This is a genomic window from Shinella zoogloeoides (genome assembly GCF_033705735.1).
Taxonomy (GTDB): Bacteria; Pseudomonadota; Alphaproteobacteria; order Rhizobiales; family Rhizobiaceae; genus Shinella; species Shinella zoogloeoides_A.
The window spans coordinates 3,006,883-3,028,353 of sequence record NZ_CP131130.1 but is presented as its reverse complement, the minus strand read 5'-3'; the positions used below and the strand labels follow the sequence as shown (position 1 = coordinate 3,028,353).

19 protein-coding genes are annotated in these 21,471 nt (G+C 66.3%); 13 read left to right on the top strand and 6 right to left on the bottom strand.

Annotated elements, in window-relative coordinates; all coding sequences use genetic code 11:
* Positions 1-49 precede the first annotated feature (49 nt).
* From ShzoTeo12_RS15045 to ShzoTeo12_RS15035, 3 genes are all read left to right on the top strand, one after another.
* Positions 50-1,003, top strand: coding sequence for an ABC transporter substrate-binding protein (locus ShzoTeo12_RS15045; protein WP_119259031.1), 954 nt, complete (start codon positions 50-52; stop codon positions 1,001-1,003).
* A gap of 121 nt (positions 1,004-1,124) precedes the next feature.
* A complete protein-coding gene (locus ShzoTeo12_RS15040) occupies positions 1,125-2,003 on the top strand; it encodes an ABC transporter permease (RefSeq protein WP_318910204.1) in 879 nt (292 codons plus the stop codon).
* Entirely contained in the window at positions 2,003-2,797 is a 795-nt protein-coding gene (locus tag ShzoTeo12_RS15035; protein ID WP_119259029.1) for an ABC transporter ATP-binding protein, read from the top strand. Before ShzoTeo12_RS15040 ends, ShzoTeo12_RS15035 begins: the two co-directional genes overlap by 1 nt.
* A 6-nt stretch (positions 2,798-2,803) precedes the next feature.
* Here the strand turns inward: ShzoTeo12_RS15035 and ShzoTeo12_RS15030 are convergent, their stop codons facing one another.
* Both ShzoTeo12_RS15030 and ShzoTeo12_RS15025 read right to left on the bottom strand, forming a co-directional pair.
* Positions 2,804-3,445: a LysE family translocator gene (locus ShzoTeo12_RS15030; RefSeq protein WP_318910203.1), complete on the bottom strand. Its 642-nt coding sequence runs from the start codon at positions 3,443-3,445 to the stop codon at positions 2,804-2,806.
* A 70-nt stretch (positions 3,446-3,515) separates the two neighbouring features.
* A complete protein-coding gene (locus ShzoTeo12_RS15025) occupies positions 3,516-4,367 on the bottom strand; it encodes an SDR family NAD(P)-dependent oxidoreductase (protein WP_318910202.1) in 852 nt (283 codons plus the stop codon).
* A 185-nt stretch (positions 4,368-4,552) separates the two neighbouring features.
* Here ShzoTeo12_RS15025 and ShzoTeo12_RS15020 point away from each other — a divergent pair, with 185 nt between their 5' ends.
* Entirely contained in the window at positions 4,553-5,776 is a 1,224-nt protein-coding gene (locus ShzoTeo12_RS15020; RefSeq protein ID WP_119259047.1) for an argininosuccinate synthase, read from the top strand.
* A gap of 70 nt (positions 5,777-5,846) precedes the next feature.
* On the opposite strand, the gene ShzoTeo12_RS15015 is transcribed toward ShzoTeo12_RS15020, so the two are convergent.
* Positions 5,847-6,332, bottom strand: a complete 486-nt coding sequence (locus ShzoTeo12_RS15015) for a MarR family winged helix-turn-helix transcriptional regulator (RefSeq protein ID WP_119259027.1) — start codon at positions 6,330-6,332, stop codon at positions 5,847-5,849.
* Between the two features lie 172 nt (positions 6,333-6,504).
* Here ShzoTeo12_RS15015 and ShzoTeo12_RS15010 point away from each other — a divergent pair, with 172 nt between their 5' ends.
* On the top strand, positions 6,505-7,146 hold the full coding sequence (locus tag ShzoTeo12_RS15010) for a LysE family translocator (protein WP_318910201.1): 642 nt from the start codon (positions 6,505-6,507) through the stop codon (positions 7,144-7,146).
* On the opposite strand, the gene ShzoTeo12_RS15005 is transcribed toward ShzoTeo12_RS15010, so the two are convergent.
* Both ShzoTeo12_RS15005 and ShzoTeo12_RS15000 read right to left on the bottom strand, forming a co-directional pair.
* The gene (locus ShzoTeo12_RS15005) at positions 7,143-8,531 is read right to left on the bottom strand and encodes a sensor histidine kinase (RefSeq protein ID WP_318910200.1); all 1,389 of its coding nucleotides are present in this window, start codon (positions 8,529-8,531) and stop codon (positions 7,143-7,145) included. The two genes, ShzoTeo12_RS15010 and ShzoTeo12_RS15005, sit on opposite strands and share 4 nt — an antisense overlap.
* On the bottom strand, positions 8,528-9,202 hold the full coding sequence (locus ShzoTeo12_RS15000) for a response regulator transcription factor (RefSeq protein WP_318910199.1): 675 nt from the start codon (positions 9,200-9,202) through the stop codon (positions 8,528-8,530). The genes ShzoTeo12_RS15005 and ShzoTeo12_RS15000 overlap by 4 nt, the downstream gene beginning before the upstream one ends.
* Before the next feature lie 77 nt (positions 9,203-9,279).
* On the opposite strand from ShzoTeo12_RS15000, the gene ShzoTeo12_RS14995 reads away from it, so the two are divergent.
* From ShzoTeo12_RS14995 to ShzoTeo12_RS14975, 5 genes are all read left to right on the top strand, one after another.
* Positions 9,280-10,347 (top strand): ABC transporter substrate-binding protein, encoded by a 1,068-nt coding sequence (locus tag ShzoTeo12_RS14995; RefSeq protein WP_318910198.1) that lies wholly within the window; start codon positions 9,280-9,282, stop codon positions 10,345-10,347.
* Positions 10,348-10,556: 209 nt separating this feature from the next.
* Positions 10,557-11,501 carry a tripartite tricarboxylate transporter substrate binding protein gene (locus ShzoTeo12_RS14990; RefSeq protein WP_318910197.1) on the top strand — a complete coding sequence of 315 codons (945 nt, stop codon included), beginning with the start codon at positions 10,557-10,559 and terminating at the stop codon, positions 11,499-11,501.
* Positions 11,498-11,986, top strand: coding sequence for a tripartite tricarboxylate transporter TctB family protein (locus tag ShzoTeo12_RS14985; RefSeq protein ID WP_318910196.1), 489 nt, complete (start codon positions 11,498-11,500; stop codon positions 11,984-11,986). The genes ShzoTeo12_RS14990 and ShzoTeo12_RS14985 overlap by 4 nt, the downstream gene beginning before the upstream one ends.
* Positions 11,987-11,996: 10 nt before the next feature.
* Positions 11,997-13,514, top strand: coding sequence for a tripartite tricarboxylate transporter permease (locus tag ShzoTeo12_RS14980; RefSeq protein WP_119259020.1), 1,518 nt, complete (start codon positions 11,997-11,999; stop codon positions 13,512-13,514).
* Between the two features lie 153 nt (positions 13,515-13,667).
* Positions 13,668-13,832, top strand: coding sequence for a hypothetical protein (locus tag ShzoTeo12_RS14975; RefSeq protein WP_162911546.1), 165 nt, complete (start codon positions 13,668-13,670; stop codon positions 13,830-13,832).
* 127 nt (positions 13,833-13,959) lie between these two features.
* On the opposite strand, the gene ShzoTeo12_RS14970 is transcribed toward ShzoTeo12_RS14975, so the two are convergent.
* Positions 13,960-15,066: a DUF475 domain-containing protein gene (locus ShzoTeo12_RS14970; RefSeq protein ID WP_318910195.1), complete on the bottom strand. Its 1,107-nt coding sequence runs from the start codon at positions 15,064-15,066 to the stop codon at positions 13,960-13,962.
* 378 nt (positions 15,067-15,444) lie between these two features.
* On the opposite strand from ShzoTeo12_RS14970, the gene ShzoTeo12_RS14965 reads away from it, so the two are divergent.
* From ShzoTeo12_RS14965 to typA, 3 genes are all read left to right on the top strand, one after another.
* Positions 15,445-17,505 (top strand): M3 family metallopeptidase, encoded by a 2,061-nt coding sequence (locus ShzoTeo12_RS14965; RefSeq protein ID WP_318910194.1) that lies wholly within the window; start codon positions 15,445-15,447, stop codon positions 17,503-17,505.
* A gap of 313 nt (positions 17,506-17,818) precedes the next feature.
* Complete coding sequence (locus tag ShzoTeo12_RS14960; RefSeq protein WP_318910193.1) at positions 17,819-19,381, top strand: alkaline phosphatase D family protein; 1,563 nt, start codon at positions 17,819-17,821, stop codon at positions 19,379-19,381.
* Positions 19,382-19,497: 116 nt separating this feature from the next.
* Positions 19,498-21,324, top strand: coding sequence for a translational GTPase TypA (gene typA, locus ShzoTeo12_RS14955; RefSeq protein WP_318910192.1), 1,827 nt, complete (start codon positions 19,498-19,500; stop codon positions 21,322-21,324).
* The last annotated feature ends 147 nt before the right edge of the window (positions 21,325-21,471 follow it).

Genomic DNA, 21,471 nt, shown 5'->3' with positions numbered 1-21,471 from the left:
CGGCCGTTTTGCCTAGAAACGGCCTAAAATCATTCTAGGGAGGATTTTCATGCGCCATATTCTGCTTGCCGCCGCTGCAACGCTCGCACTTGCGCTGCCCGCCAAGGCCGAGGACGTTACGGTTGCCGTCACCGCCATCGTCGAACATCCCGCGCTCGACGCCGCCCGCGACGGCGTGAAGGAAGCGCTGGAAGCGGCCGGCTACAAGGAAGGCGAGAACCTGAAGTTCATCTACGAGTCGGCGCAGGGCAACCCCGCGACCGCCGCGCAGATCGCCCGCCAGTTCGTCGGCGACAATCCGAGCGTCATCGTGCCGATCTCCACGCCCTCGGCCCAGGCCGTCGTTTCCGCGACGAAGGACATCCCGATCGTCTTCACCGCCGTTTCCGATCCGGTCGGCGCGCAGCTCGTCAAGGACATGGACAAGCCGGGCGGCAACGTCACCGGCCTTTCCGACCTGTCGCCGGTCGCCGAGCATCTGGCGCTGATCAAGGAAATCCTGCCCAACGTGAAGACCATCGGCTACCTCTACAATTCGGGCGAGGCGAATTCCGTCTCGCTGCTCGCCGTGCTGAAGGCCGAAGCCGAGAAGGCCGGCCTGACGGTCGTCGAATCCGCTGCCACCAAGTCCGCCGAAGTGCAGGGCGCTGCCCGTGCGCTGGTCGGCCGCGCCGACGCGATCTACGTCCCGACGGACAACACGATCATCTCCGCCCTCGAAGGCGCGGTCGCGGTTGCCGAGGAAGCCAAGCTCCCGCTCTTCACCGCCGACACGGATTCCGTCTCGCGCGGCGCCGTCGCGGCGCTCGGCTTCAACTACAAGGATGTCGGCCGTCAGACCGGTGAAGTGGTCGTGCGCATCCTCAAGGGCGAGAAGCCCGGCGACATCGCCGTGAAGGTTGCCGCCGGCACCGACCTCGTCATCAACAAGGGCGCCGCCGCCAAGATGGGCGTTACCCTTCCGGAAGCCGTCGTCGGCCGCGCAACCCGCGTGATCGAATAATCCGGGATTTCCCGGACATTGCCAACCGGAATCAACCGCTGCCGGATCGCCCGGCAGCGGTTGATCTGTTAGAAAGACCCATCCGCGAGAGGCGGAGGGGGAACAAGGAAAGCCGAGAGCCGTGAGCCTGATTGCCTTCTGGGGTGCCGTCGAACTGGGGCTGGTCTATGCCTTCGTCGCGATCGGCGTTTACCTTGCCTTCCGCGTGCTGGATTTTCCGGACCTGACCGTTGACGGATCGTTTCCGCTCGGCGCGGCCGTCACGGCGGTGCTGATCATCGCCGGCCTCAATCCCTGGCTCGCCGCCGCCGTCGCCATGGTGGCGGGCGCGGTCGCCGGCCTCGTGACGGCCATGCTGAACGTGCGCTTCCGCATCCTCAACCTGCTCGCCTCGATCCTCACCATGATCGCGCTCTTCTCGGTGAACCTGCGCGTCATGGGCAAGCCGAATGTCGCGCTCATCAATGCCGACACGATGATCAGCCCCTTCTTCGGTCTCGGCCTCAGGGACTTCTACGTGCGGCCGCTCTTCGTCGGCATCCTCGTCGTCGTCACGGTCTTCCTCGTCTGGCGCTTTCTCGAAAGCGATGCCGGCCTTTCGATGCGCGCGACGGGGGCGAATGCCCGCATGGCCCGCGCGCAGGGCGTCAACACCAACAAGCAGATCTATCTCGGCATCGCGCTCTCCAACGCGCTGGTCGCCCTCGGCGGCGCGCTCTTCGCGCAGACCAACGGCTTTGCGGATGTCACGTCGGGTGTCGGCACCATCGTCGTCGGCCTTGCCGCCGTCATCATCGGCGAGACGCTGTTCGGCGCCCGCGGGATATTGATGGCCTTGATCGGCTGCGTCATCGGCTCGATCCTCTACCGCATCGCCATCCAGCTCGCGCTCTCCTCGGACGTGCTCGGCCTGCAGGCATCGGACCTCAACTTCGTGACGGCCCTGCTCGTCACCGTGGCGCTCGTTCTGCCGCGCCTTCGCCGCGGGGGAGCCGCCTGATGATCTCCGTTTCCGATATCAAGGTCGTCTTCGGCAAGGGCACGCCGCTGCAGAAGCAGGCGCTGAACGGCGTCAGCCTCACCATCGATCAAGGCCAGTTCGTCACCGTCATCGGCTCGAACGGCGCCGGCAAGTCGACGCTGCTCGGGGTTCTTGCCGGCGACGTCATCGCCAGCGAAGGCCAGGTGAAGATCGGCACCACCGACGTCACCCGGCAGGGCACCGCCGCGCGCGCCGGCCGCGTCGCCCGCGTCTTCCAGGATCCGCTGACCGGCAGCTGCGGCGCGCTCTCCATCGAGGAGAACCTTGCGCTCGCCGCCCGGCGCGGCGAACGGCGCGGCCTTTCCTCGGCGCTCGGGCCGCAGCGCCGCGCGCATTTCCGCGAGCGCATCGCCGAGCTCAATCTCGGGCTCGAGAACCGCATGCGCGACCGGATGGACCTTCTGTCCGGCGGCCAGCGGCAGGCGGTCTCGCTCGTCATGGCGACGCTTGCCGGCTCCGACGTGCTGCTGCTCGACGAGCACACCGCCGCGCTCGATCCGGGCATGGCGGAATTCATCATGACCCTCACCCAGAAGATCGTCTCCGAGCGCAAGCTGACGACCCTGATGGTGACCCATTCGATGCGCCAGGCGCTCGACTACGGGCACCGCACTGTCATGCTGCATGGCGGCGAGATCGTGCTCGACGTCGCCGGCGACAACCGCAAGAATCTCGAGGTCGAGGACCTGATCGCCATGTTCCGCAAGATGCGCGGTCAGACGCTCGACGACGACGCGCTGCTGATCGGCTGACGCTTCCTATCGCGCCTGCGTCAGGAAGATCTTGACGGCGAAGACCGAGAAGACGCCCGCGAAGGTGTAGTCGAGGCCGCGCAGCGCCTTCGGGTTCCGCTGCAGCCAGCCGGCGAGCCGGTCGGCGGCAAGGATTACCGCGATGTTGACGGGTATGCCGACGGCGATGAAGAACAGGCCGAGGAAGACCAGCTTGCCCGTGACATGGGGATCGCCGGCGCTGACGAACTGCGGCAGGAACGTCACGAAGAAGATGACGACCTTCGGATTGAGCAGGTTCACCCAGAAGCCGGTGGAGATGCTGGCGAGCGCGGTGCCGCGCGGGCTGTCCGCCGCCTTGATCGTCAGGCTGGTGCCGTGGCGGATCGCCTGTATGGCGAGCCACAGCAGATAGGCCGCGCCGCCGCTCTTCAGGATGGTGAAGGTCGTCGGCGAGGCGGCGATGAGAGCCGAGATGCCGAAGGCGACGAGCAGCGTGTGCACGAGGATGCCGAGGCAGGTGCCGAGCACCACGTAGAGCGCCGGGCCGCGGCCCTGCGACAGGGCGCGGCTGATCGAGAGCGTCATGTCCGGCCCGGGCGTGGCGGCCAGAAGCAATGTCGTCGCCGCGAAGGTGATGAGCGTCGCAAGCGCGGGCACGAAGTCCATGGCGATCCTCTGGAAGGCGGAAAGAGGCGACTCTTATCCGCCTTTCGGAAAATTGCCAGCCGAAACGCTTTCAGGGACGTTCGGCGAAGGCCTTGAATTTCTCCGCGTAATCCGGATGCCAGCGCGAGAGCGGCGGGCGGTTCTCGATGACGTCGCCCATCGCCCAGGCCATACGGCGCTCGTCGAGGGTGCGGGCGACGTCGTTGTCCGGGCAGAGGATGTAGAAGTCGCCGCGCGCAAGGCTTTCCAGCATGAAGTCGACGGTCTGGGCCGGCGTCCAGGCGGCGCCGGGCTTCTCCGTGCGCTCGCCCTTCGTCAGGGCGGTGAAGACGAAGCCGGGGATCAGCAGATGGGCGGAAACCTTCGCGCCCGCCGTGTTGCGCAATTCGTGCTGGAGCGCTTCGGTGAAGACCTTCACGCCGGCTTTCGAGACATTGTAGGCCGGATTGCCGGGCGGCGTGGTGATGCCCTGCTTGGAGCCGGTATTGATGATGAGGCCGGGCTCGCCATGGGCCAGCATGTTCGGGCCGAAGACCTGCGTGCCGTGGATGACGCCCATCAGGTTGACCGCGAGGATATGGTCCCAGTTGGCTTCAGTGCTGAAGATGGAGGTGTCCGGCTGGATGCCGGCATTGTTCATCAGCACATGCACGCGGCCGAAGCGCTGGAGAACGGCGCGTTCCAGCGATTCCAGCTCGTGCCGGTGGGCGACGTCGGTCTCGACGGCCATGACATTCGCCTCGCCGGCAATGGCTTCGAGTTCGGCGCGGGCCTCGCCGAGCTGGTCGGCGTTGCGGTCGGCGAGCGCCACGCACATGCCGGCCTCGGCGAAGCGCCTTGCGGCGGCAAGCCCGATGCCGGAGGCGCCGCCGGTGATGACGGCGACATTGGCGGATTTGATGATGTCCTCGATGGTCGTCATGGGATCGTCCCCTTCCATGGTCCACTTTCCCCGAATATGGGGAGGCGCGCGGCGCCGTCAAACCCGCTTTGCGTCACGATGCGCCGGGCCTTGCCCTTGCGCCGCGCGCCAATCTCGCTAAAAGTGCCGCGACACCGGGCTTTCGCGGGTTTGCTGCGGCCCTTCATGCAACGGACCTCATCATCATGGCATCACATAAAGACGTGAAGAAAGTCGTGCTCGCCTATTCCGGCGGCCTCGATACCTCGATCATCCTGAAGTGGCTTCAGACGGAACTCGGCGCGGAAGTCGTGACTTTCACGGCCGACCTCGGCCAGGGCGAAGAGCTGGAGCCGGCACGCAAGAAGGCCGAGATGCTCGGCATCAAGGAAATCTTCATCGAGGATGTGCGCGAGGAATTCGTGCGCGATTTCGTCTTCCCGATGTTCCGCGCCAATGCGGTCTATGAGGGCGTCTACCTGCTCGGCACCTCCATCGCCCGCCCGCTGATCTCCAAGCACCTCATCGAGATCGCCGCCAAGACCGGTGCCGACGCCATCGCGCACGGCGCGACCGGCAAGGGCAACGACCAGGTCCGCTTCGAGCTTTCGGCCTATGCGCTGAACCCGGACATCAAGATCATCGCGCCGTGGCGCGACTGGTCGTTCAAGAGCCGCACGCATCTGCTCGAATTCGCCGAGCAGCACCAGATCCCGGTCGCCAAGGACAAGAAGGGCGAAGCGCCGTTCTCGGTCGACGCGAACCTCCTGCACTCCTCCTCCGAGGGCAAGGTGCTGGAAGACCCGGCCGTCGAGGCGCCGGAATACGTGCATATGCGCACCATCTCGCCGGAAACGGCACCCGACAAGGCGACCGTCATCAAGGTCGGTTTCGAGCGGGGCGATGCCGTCTCGATCAACGGCGTGCGCATGTCGCCGGCGACGATCCTGGCGACGCTCAACAACTACGGCCGCGACAACGGCATCGGCCGCCTCGACCTCGTGGAAAACCGCTTCGTCGGCATGAAGTCGCGCGGCGTCTACGAGACGCCCGGCGGCACGATCCTGCTCGCTGCGCACCGCGCCATCGAGAGCATCACGCTCGACCGCGGCGCCGCCCATCTCAAGGACGAGCTGATGCCGCGCTATGCCGAGCTCATCTATTACGGCTTCTGGTTCTCGCCGGAGCGCGAGATGCTGCAGGCCGCGATCGACCGGAGCCAGGAGCATGTCGAGGGCGAGGTGACGCTGAAGCTCTACAAGGGCAATGTCATGGTCACCGGCCGCGAATCGCCGAAGTCGCTCTATTCCGACAAGCTCGTCACCTTCGAGGACGACCAGGGCGCCTACGACCAGAAGGACGCCGCCGGCTTCATCAAGCTGAACGCATTGCGCCTGCGCACGCTCGCTGCCCGCAACAAGCGCGGCTGAGCGCTCTCGCATCGTGAAGGAAACCCGCTGCCGGGAACGGCGGCGGGTTTTTCGTCTGGAACTCGCCGTTCTAGCGGATCGCCTGACTGGCGAGGGAAGGGGCGCCGCCGCCTTCCTCGAGGGCCGAAAGGTTGGCGCGCAGATGCTTCATGCGCGCACGCATCAGCGAAAGGTCTTCCTCGCCGATGCCATCCGTCACCAGCCGCATCAGCTCGATCTGCTCGACGCGGATGCGGGCGATGACCTCGGCGGCGGCCGGCGTCGTGTGGATCAGCTTGGCGCGGCGGTCGGCGGGGTCGGCCCGGCGCTCGATGAAACCGAGGCTCTGGAGGCGGTCGAGATAGGTGGAGAGAGTCATCGGCTCGATGCCCATCTGCTGGGCGATCTCGAGCTGGCGGCTGCCTTCCAGCGTGGCGATGCGCACGAGCGTGCGGGCCTCGCCCGGCGTGAGGCCGAGGCCGGCGGTGGCGATGCGGCGCTCGAAGGCGCTACGCAGCATGCGGGCAACGTCGATAAGGACGAAACCGAGGGCATCGGGATCGGGGCGCGTGGACATGATGACTTTCTGGCTATTGTAAGCTTTCCTTACTGGCTGGCGCGGCAATGGACAACCGCCGAGCTGCGGCGGCAATGCATGGCTGCCCTGCGCGGTGAAAAAATGCCCGCCGACCCACCTTGACGAAAGCCGTGCGGCAGACTGAAATGCCTGAAATTCGAGGGAATTCCTGATGACCGGTTCCATGCTATTCGGCGCCTTCATGGCTGCCCTGCTCTATGTGCTCATCCCCGGGCCGGCGTTCCTCGCGCTGCTCGGCATCGGCGCGGGGCAGGGGCGCAAGGCAGGCGCGCTCTTCCTCGGCGGCCATCTTGCCGGCGACATGGTCTGGTCCAGCCTCGCGCTCGTCGCCATCGTCGGGGCAAAGACCATCGGCACCACGGTCTTCGACGTGCTCGGCCTCCTCTGCGGCTTCTATCTCGCCTGGCTCGGCTGGTCGGCGCTTCGGGCGAGCAAGCGCTCGGACGGCGCGTCGATGCTGACGGTCGAGCGGCCGCTGCGCCGTGGCCTGATCTTCGGTCTCACCAATCCCAAGGGCTATCCCGTGGCGCTCGCGACCTTCACGGCGCTGCTCGCCAGCTCCTCGAACGCGCTGGACTTCCAGGCGCTGCCGCTCCTCCTCAGCGCCTCGCTCGTCGGCTTCCTGCTGGCGGACGGCGTTCTCGTCGTGATCATCGGTGCGAGCCTGGTGCGCCGGTTCTATCGCCGCCACGAGCTTGCCATCGTGCGCATGTCGGGCCTGCTCTTCATGGGCTTTGCCGTGCAGGCGATCTGGCACGCCGCGCCCGGCCTTCTCGGCTGGCGCAAGCCTTAACCGGCCGCTGGGAAGCGGATCGCCACGCGAAGGCCGCAGCCGGCGGGGCCGCTCTCCAGCGTCATCGCCGCATCGAACAGCGCGGCGATCTCCTCGACGATCGGCAGGCCGAGGCCCATGCCGGGCGCGTCGCGATGTTCGCCGCGCGCGAATCGCTGGCGCGCGAGCGTGCGGCGCTCCGGCGGGATGCCGGGGCCGTTGTCCTCGACCGTGAGATGCACCGCATCCCTTCCCTGCCGCACGCTCACCGTCACCTCCGCGCCGCGGCCGGCATAGGCGATGGCGTTCTCCACGAGGTTGCGCAGCAATTCGCCGAACAGCAACGGCTCGACGCGGGCGAAGGCCGGGCCGTCGCCTTCGTAGCCGAGGTCGATGCCGGCCTCGGCGGCGGCGGGCACGCGGTCGGCGGTGAGCTGCTGGGCGAGGGCGGCGATGTCGACGGCGGCGAGCGTCTGCGGCTCGTTGGAGCCGGCGGCGTCGATCTTCGCCATCAGCAGGAGCTGGGCGAGGATGCGCTCGGCATGGGCGACGGCAGCATCCCCCTTGCGTGCGGCCTCCTGCGCCTCCTCCAGCGTCGCCGCCCGGCCCGCCAGCGCGAGCTGGGTGCGGACGATGGCGAGCGGCGTGCGGAGCTGGTGGCTGGCATTGCCGGAGAAGTGGCGCAGCGCGTCGAGCGCCGATTGCAGGCGCACCATGAAGGAATTGACCGTGTCGACGAGGCCCTGCACCTCGCTTGGCGCGCGCTGTTCGATGGGGTGCAGGTCGTTCGGGCTGCGCTCGGCGATGGCGTCGCCGAGCCTGTAGAGCGGACGCAGCGAGACGGTGACGGCGATCCAGACGATGGCGGCGGCGCCCGCGATCATCATGGCAAGGCGCAGCGCCGAGCGCAGGAGGATCGTCTGCGTCAGCTGGCGGCGGGCGATGGTGGTTTCGGCGACGGTCACGGCGAAGGGCACGGAATTGATGCCGGTGGAGGCGGAGCGCTGGAGCACGGCGATGCGGATCGGCTCGCCGCGGAAGGTCGCATCCGCAAAACCGATCGACCGGCCGCCCATCTCGGCGATGGTCGGCAGGGTCTGGTAGCCGGTGATGAAGCGGCCGGGCGGGCCGTCGACGCGGTAGAAGACGCGGTCCTGCGCGGCCGAGGTCAGCATTTCCAGCGCGACATAAGGGATGTCGACCTCCAGCGCGCCGTTTTCCGTCACCACGACGCGCTCGGCGATGGCGAGCGCCGAGCCGGCGAGCACGCGGTCCGAGACGTTGTTCGCCGTCGTCACCGCCTCGTTATAGGTGTCGACGAGGGCGACGACGCCGATCACCGCCGTCGAGACGAGCAGCCAGAGGAGGAGGCGGCGGCGAAGGGAGGCGGCGGGAAGGAGCGTCAAGCGGCCGCCGCCTTGTCGAGATAGTAGCCGATGCCGCGGGCGGTGCGCACGGTGAGGCCGTGCGGGGCGAGGCGCTTCCGGAGCCGGCTGACATATTGTTCGATGGCATTGGCCGACAGGTCGTCGTCGAAGGCGGCGAGCGACTGCATGATGGCTTCCTTGGCGACCACCTTGCCGGCGCGCATGAAGAGGATCTCGAGAAGGCCGAGTTCGCGGGCGGGAATGTCGAGCGGCACGCCCTCGGCCGAGAAGGTGCGGGAATTGAGGTCGAGCGCGATGCCGCCGAAGGCGATGGCGGAGGAGCGCAGCCCCGCCTGCCGGCGCAGCAGCATGCGCACGCGCGCCTCGAATTCGGAGATGTCGAAAGGCTTGATCATGTAGTCGTCGGCGCCGAGATCGAGGCCGCGCACCCGCTCTTCCGGCGCGCCGCGCGCTGTCAGGATCAACACGGCGGCCTTGCTGGAGCGGGCGCGCATGGCGCGCAGCACGTCGAGCCCGTCCATTTCCGGCAGCGTCAGGTCGAGGATGACGAGGTCGAAATTCTCCGACGCGATGGCCGCGTCGGCCGAAGCGCCGTCGCGCACCACGTCCACGGCATGGCCGGTGCCCTTGAGGATGGCGAAAAGGCCGTCCGCCAGGGCTTCGTTGTCCTCGACCAGTAGAATGCGCACGTCTTCGTCCTCCCACGGCGAATTTAGCGGCGGCGGGCGCTCTTGTGAACGGGCGTCCGCTTTGGCAAGGTCATGCGATGCGCCTTGTCCTCACCCTTCTTGCACTTCTGGCGACCTCTTCGCCCGTTCTTGCCGAGCCGGCCTTCTTCGCGGCGCGCGACGGCAATGCGGACGCGCCCGTCCTCGTCGTCTATTCCTCGCTCGACGAGCCGCTCGCCCGGCCGATGATCGATGGCTTCCAGAAGGCCAATCCGGACGTGGCGGTGCGCTATGAGGAGATGTTGACCGGCGAGGTGCATGACCGCATCGTCAGCGAGACGGATGCCGGGCGGAAGACCGCCGACTTCGCCTTCTCCTCGGCGATGGACCTGCAGGTCAAGCTCAGCAACGACGGCTACGCGCAGCGCAGCGACCTGCCGATGAGCGACCGTTGGCCCCAATGGGCCAACTGGCGCAACACCGCCTATGCGCTGACCTTCGAGCCCGCCGTCTTCGTCTATCACAAGCCGAGCTTCAAGGGCGGCAAGCCGCCGGCTTCGCGCGCCGAGTTCGTCGACTACCTCAAGCGGCAGGGCGAGAAGGTCTATGGCCGCATCGGCACCTACGACATCGAACGCTCCGGCGTCGGCTTCCTCTTCATGGCGCGCGACCAGGAGCAGTTCGGCGACATCTGGACCGTGATCCAGGCGATGGGCGCGGCGGGCGTGAAGCTCTATTCGACCAGCTCGGCGATCCTGGAGCGCGTCGCCGACGGGCGCTTCGTGCTCGGCTACAACATCCTCGGCTCCTATGCGGCGGACTGGGCCTCGCGGCACCCGGATGTCGGGATCGTGCTGCCGAAGGACTATACCGTCGTCATGTCGCGCATCGGGCTGGTGCCGCAGGCCGCCGCCTCGCCGGAGCTTGGCCGGCGGTATCTCGCCTTCTTCATGTCGCAGGAGGGGCAGGAGATCCTGTCGCGCGAATTGCAGATCGCTGCCGTCAGTCCCGAGGTCTCGGGCTCCAACACGGCGCGCACGATGAACGCACTGCTCGGTGCGCAGCTGAAGCCGGTGCCGGTCAGCCCCGGCCTGATGGTCTATCTCGACCAGGTCAAGCGTGCCCGGCTGATCGCGCGCTGGAACGAGGTCCTGCGCAACCAGTAGCCGGCCTTCCGCCGCCATGTCAGGTAAATGACAGCTTTCTGTGGTCGCTTGGGGTTCTTCATCGTCCGTGGAGGCGGACGGAAGACCGGGAGGAGAATTCTGCCACAGTCGCGCCCGCCGAAAGGCGGCTCGCGCCGTCATGGCGGCTCTGTCCTCCCGCCACAGGCAACGATGCGCGGGTGAGCCCGCGCCTGACGGAGGACAGACCCTTGAAACATTTCTTCCTGGCATCCCTGATCGCCGGCGCCATGGCGCTTCCGGCCTTCGCCGCGGATTATTCGATCATCGCGCCCGCCGGCCCCGGCGGCGGCTGGGACCAGACGGCCCGGTCGATCCAGACGGTTCTTCAGGACGAGAAGATCGCCGGCAGCGTGCAGGTGGTCAACGTTCCGGGCGCTGGCGGCACGATCGGCCTTGCCCAGTTCACCAGCCAGAATTCCGGCAATCCGAACGCCCTCATCGTCGGCGGCTACGTGATGGTCGGCGCGATCCTCACCAACCAGTCGCCGGTCACCCTGAAGGACGTGACGCCTATCGCGCGGCTTACCGGTGAATACGAGGCGATCGTCGTTCCGGCCGCCTCGCCGATCCAGAACATGGAAGATCTCGTCAAGGCGCTGAAGGCCGATCCCGGCGCGGTCTCCTGGGCGGGCGGCTCGGCCGGCGGCACGGACCACATCACGGCCGGCCTCATCGCCAAGGCGGCGGGCGTCGACCCGACCAAGATCAACTATGTCGCCTATGCCGGCGGCGGCGAGGCGCTTGCCGCGATCCTCGGCAATCAGGTGACGGCGGGCATTTCCGGCTACGGCGAGTTCGAGGCCCAGGTAAAGGCCGGCACGCTGCGCCTGATCGCCATTTCCAGCGGCGAGCGCATCGAGGGCATCGACGCGCCGACCATCAAGGAAAGCGGCCTCGACGTCGTGGTCGAGAACTGGCGCATGATCGCCGCCGCGCCCGACCTTTCGGACGAGCAGGTCGCCTCGATCAATGGTGACATCGAGAAGATGGTGACCTCCGCCTCCTGGAAGGACGTCCTGAAGACCAAGGGCTGGCAGGACACCTATCTCGCCGGCGATGCCTTCAAGGCGCAGCTCGACAAGGATGTCGCCGCGACGGAAAGCATCCTCAAGGATATCGGGCTCGTCAAATGAGCGAGGTTCCATCCTCCCGTGAAGCGCGCCGCCCCGACAGGGCGGCGCTGGTCATCGCTCCCGTCCTCTTCATCCTTGCCGGCATCATCTGGTGGGATGCGGGGCGGCTTGCGGAGATGACCAACTATTCGCGCATCGGCCCCGCGACGGTGCCGCATGTCATCGCCCTCGGGCTGGCGCTGCTCGCCGTCTGGACGGGCTTCGAGGCCTGGCGCGGTGATTTCCCGGAGCGCGAGCCCGTCGAGATCCAGCCGGTCGTCTGGATCGTCGCGGGGCTTGCCGGGCAGATGCTGCTGCTCAAGACGGCGGGCTTTTCCATCGCCACGGGCGTGCTGTTCGCGCTGACGGCCTTCGGCTTCGGCCGACGCAAGCTCTGGATCTCCCTGCCTGTCGGCATCGCCATCAGCTTCGTCGTCTTCATCATCTTCGGCCGCTTCCTGCAACTCTCGCTGCCCGCGGGACTGCTCGAGCACCTGTTCTTCTGAGGAGCTGACGATGGGTACATTCGAATTCCTGCTCCAGGGCCTCGTCGTCGCCGCCCAGCCGATGAACCTGCTCTATGCGCTGATCGGCGTCACGCTCGGCACGGCCGTCGGCGTGCTGCCGGGCATCGGGCCGGCGCTCACCGTGGCGCTGCTCCTGCCCGTCACCTACAAGCTCGATCCGGCGGGCTCGCTCATCATGTTCGCCGGCATCTATTACGGCGGCATGTATGGCGGCTCGACGACTTCGATCCTGCTCAACACGCCGGGCGAAAGCGCTTCCGTCGTCACCGCGCTCGAGGGCAACAAGATGGCCCGGGCCGGGCGCGGCGGGCCGGCGCTCGCCACAGCCGCCATTGGCTCCTTCGTCGCCGGCCTCATCGCCACGCTCGGCCTTGCCTTCATTGCGCCCTTCGTCGTGAAGTTCGCGCTCTCCTTCGGCCCGCGCGAATATTTCGCGCTGATGGTGCTCGCCTTCGTGACCGTCTCGGCCGCCTTCGGCGATTCGACGTTGCGTGGCCTCACCGCCCTCTTCGTCGGCCTCGGCCTTGCCATCATCGGCATCGACCAGCAGACCGGCCAGGCGCGGCTTTCCTTCGGCGTTCCCGACCTTCTCGACGGCATCGAGGTGACGACGCTCGCCGTCGCCATGTTCGCCATCGGCGAGACGCTCTACGTTGCCTGCCAGGGCGACCGCATCCCCGAGAAGGTGGAGGCGGTGAAGGGCTCGGTCTGGATGAACGCGCAGGACTGGGCGCGCTCGTGGAAGCCGTGGCTGCGCGGCACCGTGATCGGTTTCCCGATCGGCGCCATGCCGGCTGGCGGCGCCGATATCGCCAGCTTCCTCTCCTATTCGGCGGAAAAGCAGTTCTCCGCCCACAAGGACGAGTTCGGCAAGGGCGCCATCGAGGGCGTGGCCGGGCCGGAGGCGGCCAACAACGCGTCGGCGGCCGGCACGCTCGTGCCGCTGCTCTCGCTGGGCCTGCCGACGACGGCGACGGCGGCCATCATGCTCGCCGGCTTCCAGCAATACGGCCTCCAGCCGGGCCCGCTGCTGTTCGCGACCAATCCGCAGCTCGTCTGGGGCCTCATCGCCAGCCTGCTCATCGCCAATTTCATGCTGCTGGTGCTGAACCTGCCGTTGATCGGCCTGTGGGTGAAGCTGCTGACGATCCCCAAGCCCTGGCTCTATGCCGGCATCCTGCTCTTCGCGACGCTCGGCACCATCGGCGCCAATCCGTCGGTCTTCGAGCTCGGCATGCTGCTGGTCTTCGGTCTGCTGGGCTTTGCCATGCGGCTCTTCGGCTATCCGATCGCGCCCGTCGTGGTGGGGCTCATCCTCGGGCCGATGGCGGAGCAGCAGTTGCGCCGGGCGCTGGCCATCAGCCAGGGCGACGTGACGGTGCTTTTCATGTCGCCCATCGCGGCCGTGCTGTTCGGCCTCGCCTTCCTCGCCGTCATCGTCCCGCTTATCCTGCGGGCGCGCGGCAAGGGCGAAGTCCTTTCGCAGTTCGCCGCCAACGAAGACTGACGTTCTTCTTCGACGAGCGGAAATATTGCAGGCCGGAAACCTCGTTTCCGGCCTGCATCCGTTGCATGGCTGGGCTGAGATTCCGTCGCTTGTACTTTCGGGGCTGAAGCATCATCTTCCATCCGTAAGCTAGAACAGAAAGCGAGCATTCCAATGACCACCCTCCGCAACTCCTTCGCCCAGGGCTTCTTCGGCCGGGCCTTTGCCGTACTGAGCGCTGCCCACGCAGCCGCCGCGGCCGTAGAGGGCCACCGCCGCCCGAAGGAACGCGACCTGAAGACCCTCGGCATCAACCCCGCCGACTTCCCGCGCGTCTGACGCGGGAGAGAGAATTCCCTGAATGGAAAAGGCCCGCCGGTCGGAAGATCGGCGGGCCTTCTGTATTTGGGGCTGCGTTCGTCTTGGGAATAGCGAGCCGGCCGCTTTCGGCGGCCGGCCGCAGGCGTCAGGCGTTCTTGCCGAGGCCGCCCGTCACATGGTCGGCCTCGCGGCGTTCCAGCGCCTGTTCGCGCCGGTTGTAGCGGATCGAGGACCAGAGCGAGATGCCGATGAGCGTTGCGCCGCCAAGGCCGGTGATGACCTCGGGGATGTGCACCAGCGTCTGGCAGTACATCACCACCGACAGGATCAGGATCGCGTAGAACGCGCCGTGCTCCAGGTAGCGGTATTCGGCGAGCGTGCCCTTGTCGACGAGCATGATGGTCATCGAGCGCACATACATGGCGCCGATGCCGAGGCCGATGGCGATGACGAAGAGGTTCTGCGTCAGCGCGAAGGCGCCGATCACGCCGTCGAAGGAGAAGCTGGCATCGAGCACTTCGAGATAGATGAAGGCGCCGAGGCCGCCCTTCGCCGCTTCCGACATCGCCTTCTGCGAGGCATCGAGCAGGCCGCCGACGACTTCCACCGCAAGGAAGGTGAGAAGGCCGTAGACCGCGGCATGCACGAAGGTATTGGCCGCCTCGCCCTCCAGCAGGTTCGAGAAGATCAGGATGAGCGCGAGGACGAAGGCGATCTCGATGCCCTTGACGGTCGCCGAGCGCGCCATGTGCTTCTCGATGAAGCCGATCCAGTGAACGTCCTTCTCATGGTTGAAGAAGTAGGTGAGGCCGACCATCATCAGGAAGGTGCCGCCGAAGGCCGCGATGGGCAGGTGCGCATCGTTCATGATGCGGGCATATTCCGCCGGCTCCCGGGCCGCGAGGACCAGGGCGTCGATCGGGCCGATGCCGGCGGCGATGACGACGATCAGGAGCGGGAAGACGATGCGCATGCCGAAGACGGCGATCACGATGCCCCAGGTCAGGAACCGGTGCTGCCAGACCGGCGTCATGTCCTTGAGCTTGTTGGCGTTTACGATGGCATTGTCGAAGGAGAGCGATATCTCCAGCACCGCGAGGACGGCGCAGATGAAGAAGACGGTCGCCATGCCGGAAAGCGTTCCGGTCGATTGCCAGCCGAGCCAGGCGCCGAGCGCAAGGCCGAGGGCGGTGACGATGAGTGCCCATTTGAGATAGGAGAGGGTGGATTTTCCTTCGCCGTTGCCGATCATGTCAGCGCCTCCGGGCTGGAGGTACGGGAGGTGAGATTGCGCATACCACGACGGGCATGCGGGTAAGGCATGGTCAGGATGTTCATGTGCGTATGAATCCGCCGGCTGATTGCTGGCGGTACCGACATCACGAGAGCGCCGTAAAAACTCTCGCCAGAGGGGCCCGGCACCAGGGTTCACCGCGGCAACCGATGTCAAAAAGGCCGCGGGTCGGGATTGTTGTCTCCGAAGTCGCCGTCCGCGTCAAGTGGCAGGGTGCCGCACCGGCCTGAACGCGGCTGCGCGCATCCGGTTCCCTAATTTGCGACGGTGCCCTGTACCAAGGGGCATGTCCGTTCCTATATTCGCCGCACGGTGATTTGCTGGAAAGGACGACCCATGACCGAAACGCGCATCGATCCTGCTCTTGTCGAGTGGAGCGGCCCGGGCGGCTTGCCGCGTTTCGATCTCGTCAGGGACGAGGCCTTCGCGGAAAGCTTCGATGCAGCGCTGGCGATGCACGAGGCCGAGATCGACGCCATCGCCAACGATCCGGAAGCCCCCACCTTCGAGAACACCGTCGTCGCGCTGGAGATCGCCGGCGATGCGCTGTCGCGCGTCTCGGCGCTCTTCTGGAGCCGCGCCGGCGCCAATACCAACGACACGATCCAGGCCCTGGAACGCGACATCGCGCCAAAAATGTCGCGGCATTATTCGAAGATCGGCACCAATGCCGCGCTCTTCAAGCGCATCGATGCGCTGTGGGAGAGCCGTGCCGGGCTTAACCTCTCGCTGGAGCAGGTGCGCGTCCTGGAGCGGCACTGGAAGGGCTTCGTGAAATCGGGCGCCAAGCTCGAAAAATCCGGGCAGGAACGGCTTTCGGCGATCAACGAGCGGCTCGCCGGCCTCGGCGCGAAATTCGGCCAGAACGTGCTTGCCGACGAGAAGAACTGGGCGCTCTTCCTCGACGAGGGCGAGGCGCTCGACGGTCTGCCGGACTTCTTGAAGGACGCCATGGCGGCGGCGGCGCGCGAGCGCGGCGAGGACGGGCGCTACGCCGTCACCCTGTCGCGCTCGATTATCGAGCCGTTCCTCACCTTCTCCGCCCGCCGCGACCTGCGCGAGCAGGCGTTCCGGGCCTGGGTGGCGCGCGGCGAGAATGCCGGCGAGACGGACAACCGCGGTATCGTCAAGGAAACGCTGGCGCTCAGGGCCGAAAAGGCCGGGCTGCTCGGCTACGGGAACTTCGCGGCCCTGAAGCTCGACAACACCATGGCCAAGACGCCGGAGGCGGTGAACGGGCTCCTGATGCAGGTCTGGGAAAAGGCCGTGGCGCGGGCGCGCGAGGAGGAGGCGGAGCTTGCCGCGCTGATCGCCGAGGAGGGGCGCAACCACGAGGTCATGCCCTGGGACTGGCGCTACTATGCGGAAAAGCTGCGCGCGAAAAAATTCAATTTCTCCGAGGCGGAGCTGAAGCCCTATCTCCAGCTCGAAAAGGTCATCGAGGCCTGCTTCGACGTTGCAGAGCGGCTCTTCGGCATCCGCGCCATCGAGCAGAAGGGCGTGCCGGTCTATCATCCCGATGTGCGGGTCTTCGAGATCCGAGACCGGGAGGACAGGCTGGTCGCCATGTTCCTCGGCGATTATTTCGCCCGCTCCTCCAAGCGTTCCGGCGCATGGATGAGCTCCTACCAGAGCCAGCATCGCCTGCCGCTGCCGAACGGCGCGGTCGGGGAGCTGCCGATCATCTACAATGTCTGCAATTTCGCCAAGCCCGCGGAAGGCAAGCCTGCGCTGCTGTCGCTCGACGATGCGCGCACGCTCTTCCACGAATTCGGCCATGCGCTGCACGGCATGCTCTCCAACGTCACCTATCCCTCCGTCTCGGGCACGGGCGTCTCGCGCGATTTCGTGGAGCTGCCGTCGCAGCTCTACGAGCACTGGCTGACGGTGCCGGAAGTGCTGACGCGCTATGCCGTGCATTATCAGACAGGTGCGGCGATGCCGCAGGCGCTGCTCGACAAGGTGCTGGCCGCCCGCACCTTCAATTCGGGCTTCGCGACGGTGGAGTTCACCTCCTCGGCGCTGGTCGACATGGCGTTCCATACGCGCGGCGCCGTCGAGGACCCGATGGCGGTGCAGGCGGAGGTGCTGGAGACGATCGGCCTGCCGGCGTCCATCGTCATGCGCCACGCGACGCCGCACTTCCAGCATGTCTTCTCGGGCGACGGCTATTCGGCCGGTTACTATTCCTACATGTGGTCGGAAGTGCTCGACGCCGATGCCTTTTCCGCCTTCACGGAAACGGGCGACGCCTTCAATCCGGTCATGGCGGAGCGGCTGAAGACCTATATCTACTCCGTCGGCGGCTCGGTCGACCCGGAGGACGCCTACAAGGCCTTCCGCGGCAAGCTGCCGAGCCCGGAGGCCATGCTGGAGAAGAAGGGGCTGGCGGCCTGAGCCGGCGCCTGGCGCTCGCTCTGCCTTACACGACTTTTGCCGTGACCGTGTCTCTCCACCGACGTCATCCTCGGGCTTGACCCGAGGATCCGCGGCGGCACCCGGAGTATGGATGGTCGGGTCAGGCCCGGCCATGACGAAGGAGAGGGGAGCGGGCTGCGGATAGGCCGGATGGAGCGCGGCACGCATGAACACGCTCCTCGTCATCCCCCCGTCACCAAAGCTTGGGTGAAACGTCATCGTCCCGTTACCGGACTGACATGCCGGAGACTCATGGTCTGCCCGTCTTTTCGCGGGCTGGGCCGGAGGTGGCATGGCGATCGTTCCCGAGGCGCTGACGCGGCGCTCGTTTCTGCTGACCGCGGGCGCCGGCGCGCTGGCCACGTCCTCGGCGCTGGCGGTTCCCTATTATGCGCGCCGCCATGGCAGCCCCGCCTTCTCGCATGGCGTCCAGTCCGGCGACGTGGATTGCTCGTCGGGCGTCGTCTGGGCGCGGGTCGACCGGCCGGCGGAGGTGGTGCTGGAATATGCGACCACCGACAGTTTCATCGACGCGATGCGGATGCCGCTGCAGACGGCGACGGCGGCCTCGGACAATACGGTCAAGGCGATGCTGCAGGGGCTGCTGCCGGATCAGGACATCTTCTACCGCTTCACGGCGGGCGATCCCTATTCCAGCCATCTCGTCTCCGAGCCCATCGTCGGGCGCTTCCGCACCGCGCCGATGCGCAGGCGGTCGGTGCGCTTCGTCTGGTCGGGCGATACGGCGGGGCAGGGCTGGGGCATCGACGATGTCGGCATGAAGACCTATTCGACCATGCTGCGCCACGAGCCGGATTTCTTCATCCATTCGGGCGACACGGTCTATGCCGACGGGCCGATCCCGGACGAGATCAGGCTGCGCGACGGCGGGGTCTGGAAGAACCGCATCGTCACCGACGAGAAGCGCGACGTGGCGCGCACGCTGGAGGAATTTCGCGGACAGTGGAAATACAACCTCCTCGACGACCACCTGCTTTCCTTCAACAGGGAATGCCCGACCTTCTTCCAGTGGGACGACCATGAGGTTCTGAACAACTGGTCGGCATCAAGCGATCTTTCGGGCGACCGGCGCTATCCGGAAAAGGACATCAAGGTCTACGAGGCGCGAGCGCGGCGCGCCTTTCACGAGATGACGCCGATCCGCTATCTGCCCGGCGAGCCCGGGCGCATCTTCCGCAAGGTCGCCTACGGGCCGCTGCTCGACGTGTTCTTCGTGGATCTTCGCTCCTATCGCGGCCCCAACCGGGGCGGCACCGAGAACGACCTGTTCGGCCCGCGGCAGGCCGCGTGGCTGCGCCGCGAGCTTGCGGCCTCCCGTGCCGTCTGGAAGGTGATCGCCTGCGACATGCCGCTCGGCCTCATCATCTGGGACGACTATGCCAACCGCCTCGGCTATGAGGGCGTTGCGGACGGGTCCGACGGCCCGCCGATGGCGCGCGAGCGGGAGATCGCCGACCTCCTCTCCTTCATGCGCGACAATGCGATCCACAATGTCGTCTGGCTGACGGCGGACGTGCATTATACGGCCGCCCACCATTACGATCCCTCGCGGGCGAAGTTCCAGGCGTTCGATCCGTTCTGGGAGTTTGTCTCCGGGCCGCTGCATTCCGGCACCTACGGGCCGCATCCGCTCGACATGACCTTCGGGCCGGAGGTGCGCTTCATCAAGTCCTCCGCCGGCGGCGCCGACAGCAACCTGCCGCCCTCCGCCGGCCTGCAATTCTTCGGCCTCGTCGACATCAGCGGAGCGAGCGAGGAGATGACCGTGCGGCTGATGGACCGGGAGGACCGGGAGCTCTGGCGCGTGGTGCTGCCGCCGGTCCGCTCGTCGTGAGGCAACAGAGTTGCGGCCCGCCCCTTTCGCATTTGCGGAAAAACATGTATGAGCCCGGCCATTGAAGACGGCGCCCTCGTTTTGCGCGCGCCCCTGAACCTCAGAGATTACAACCTATGTCCATCCGCAATATCGCGATCATCGCGCACGTCGACCATGGCAAGACCACGCTCGTCGACGAGCTTCTCAAGCAGTCCGGCTCGTTCCGTGAAAACCAGCGCGTCGCCGAACGCGTCATGGACTCCAACGACATCGAAAAAGAGCGCGGCATCACCATCCTCGCCAAGGCCACTTCGGTCGAATGGAAGGGCGTGCGCATCAACATCGTCGACACGCCCGGCCACGCCGACTTCGGCGGCGAAGTGGAGCGCATCCTTTCGATGGTGGACGGCGCCATCGTTCTCGTCGATAGTTCCGAAGGCCCGATGCCGCAGACCAAGTTCGTGGTCGGCAAGGCGCTCAAGGTCGGCTTGAAGCCCATCGTCGCCATCAACAAGATCGACCGCCCGGACGGCCGCCACGAGGAAGTGCTGAACGAGGTCTTCGACCTCTTCGCCAATCTCGACGCCACCGACGAGCAGCTCGACTTCCCGATCCTCTACGGTTCGGGCCGCAACGGCTGGATGAACGTCAACCCGCACGGCCCGCAGGACGAAGGCATGGCCCCGCTGCTCGACCTCGTGCTCAAGCACGTTCCCGAGCCGAAGGTCGCCGAAGGCCCGTTCCGCATGATCGGCACGATCCTTGAGGCCAACCCCTTCCTCGGCCGTATCATCACCGGCCGCATCCATTCCGGCTCGATCAAGCCGAACCAGTCCGTCAAGGTTCTCGGCCAGGACGGCCAGCTCATCGAAAGCGGCCGTATCTCGAAGATCCTCGCCTTCCGCGGCATCGAGCGCACGGCCATCGAAGAAGCCCATGCGGGCGACATCGTCGCCATCGCCGGCCTCACCAAGGGCACCGTCGCCGATACGTTCTGCGATCCGTCGGTCACCGAAGCCCTCAAGGCCCAGCCGATCGACCCGCCGACCGTCACCATGTCCTTCATCGTCAACGATTCGCCGCTCGCCGGCACGGAAGGTGACAAGGTCACGAGCCGCGTCATCCGCGATCGTCTCTTCAAGGAAGCCGAAGGCAACGTTGCGCTCAAGATCGAGGAATCGGGCGACAAGGATTCGTTCTTCGTCTCCGGCCGCGGCGAACTTCAGCTCGCCGTTCTCATCGAGACCATGCGCCGCGAGGGCTTCGAGCTTGCCGTGTCGCGTCCGCGCGTCGTCATGCACAAGGACGAGGACGGCCAGCTTCTGGAGCCGATCGAGGAAGTCGTCATCGACGTCGACGAGGAGCATTCCGGCGTCGTCGTACAGAAGATGTCCGAGCGCAAGGCCGAGATGGTCGAGTTGCGTCCCTCGGGCGGCAATCGCGTCCGCCTCGTCTTCTTCGCCCCGACCCGCGGCCTCATCGGCTACCAGTCGGAGCTTCTGACGGATACGCGCGGCACGGCGATCATGAACCGCCTGTTCCACGACTACCAGCCCTACAAGGGCGAGATCGGCGGCCGCGTCAACGGCGTGCTGCTCTCCAACGAAGCGGGCGAAGCCGTGGCCTACGCGCTCTTCAACCTGGAAGACCGCGGCCCGATGGTCATCGACGCGGGCGAGAAGGTCTATATGGGCATGATCGTCGGCATCCACACGCGCGACAACGACCTTGAAGTAAACGTGCTCAAGGGCAAGAAGCTCACCAACATCCGCGCCGCCGGCAAGGACGAAGCCGTCCGCCTGACGCCGCCGATCAAGATGACGCTGGAACGCGCGCTGTCCTGGATCCAGGACGACGAGCTCGTCGAGGTCACGCCGAAGTCGATCCGCCTGCGCAAGCTGCATCTCGACCCGAACGACCGCAAGCGATTCGAAAAGCAGCGGGCCGCCGGCGCCGCCTGAGCCGTACGGCTCCCGAAACGGAACAGATCGAACCCCGGCCATCGGCCGGGGTTTTTCATGTGTGTGTCATCGTTTTACGGCTTGTGACGTTTGTTAAAAAAGCGTTAACTTTTCGGTGCGCCGCCCGGAACTCGCCTGTGGGCAAAG